This window comes from Polaromonas sp. P1_G4, from assembly GCF_056405475.1.
Genome location: NZ_JBFUCA010000866.1, coordinates 1 through 1,136, shown reverse-complemented (window position 1 = coordinate 1,136; position 1,136 = coordinate 1). Strand labels below are relative to the sequence as shown.

General features: G+C 56.8%; 1 protein-coding gene and 1 pseudogene. One reads left to right on the top strand and one right to left on the bottom strand.

Going from position 1 to position 1,136, the window contains the following annotated elements; all coding sequences use genetic code 11:
• On the bottom strand, nt 1–440 hold a 440-nt coding region (locus AC1D1X_RS24025; RefSeq protein WP_477699444.1), incomplete at its 3' end, for a (2Fe-2S)-binding protein.
• Between the two features lie 220 nt (nt 441–660).
• Here AC1D1X_RS24025 and AC1D1X_RS24020 point away from each other — a divergent pair.
• Nucleotides 661–1,136 (top strand): annotated as a pseudogene (locus AC1D1X_RS24020) (hypothetical protein); the annotation flags it as partial.

Below are 1,136 nucleotides of genomic sequence, written 5' to 3'. Positions count from 1 at the left end.
GCATCCTTGATCGCCGCCTTGATACGCGGGTAGGTACCGCAGCGGCAGATGTTGCCGCTCATCGCGGCGTCAATGTCCGCGTCGCTCGGGTTCTTGTTGCCCGTGAGCAAGGCCGCCGCGCTCATCAACTGGCCCGACTGGCAGTAGCCGCACTGCGGCACATCGTGCTTGATCCACGCCACCTGCAGCGGGTGCGTGTTGTTGCGTGAAAGGCTTTCAATCGTCGCCACCTTCTGGCCCGCAGCGGCAGACAACGGCGTCTGACACGACCGCACCGGCTTGCCATTGAGGTGCACGGTACACGCGCCGCATAAGGCCGCACCACAACCGAACTTGGTACCGGTCATGCCCAGCTCATCGCGTATCACCCACAAAAGGGGTGTGTCAGATTCAGCGTTGACGGAAACGGCGCGGCCGTTCACGTTGAGTTTTGTTGTCATGTGGAGTCCCCTTTTGTTGAATCACTGTCATCACAGGATCGGGCAGGCCCCCAAAAGTCAGCTACTACCCGAAGGCCTTGCGGGACTCATGCTACGACTGCGCCTTAAGGGGTATCCGGGTAGAAACCCTTGGCTGAAACAAAGTCTCAACACTTTTTCTCAAGATGAGACAACTGATATAACTCATGCCTTACAAGAGTTTGGGAGGACCACAAAATGGATGGCGCACCGCATCGCCCCGCAGTTTCGCGACCAGAAGCCGGCCGAGGTTGGCGGCATGAATAGGGTCACAGAAAAGTACACAAGCTTCCCAACCCTGGGCCAGGCCGCGCTGATCGTTCTCGCCTTATTTCTGTTTGAATATGTCGCGCTGGTGGCGCTTGCCGATATGCTCGGGTTGCGCGGAGATGCACTCAATGGCGTATGGGGCATCGCAACAGTTCTTGGAAATGCCGGCGTCTTCAGCCTTGTGCTGCATCACAAGCAGCTGAGCTACCGGGCCTTGTTTCATGCGTCCCGAAATTCGGCAAGCGTCACCATCATGCTGTTGATGCTTCCTATCGCCATGCTGATTCCTGCACTGGTGTTGGCCATGCTGTCAGTGGATGCGGTGATGGTTTCGGCATTCCCTTTGTCAAGAGCACAGGAAATGATGTTCCAGAGAATGATGACGAACGATCCCATGTCTGTCATCAC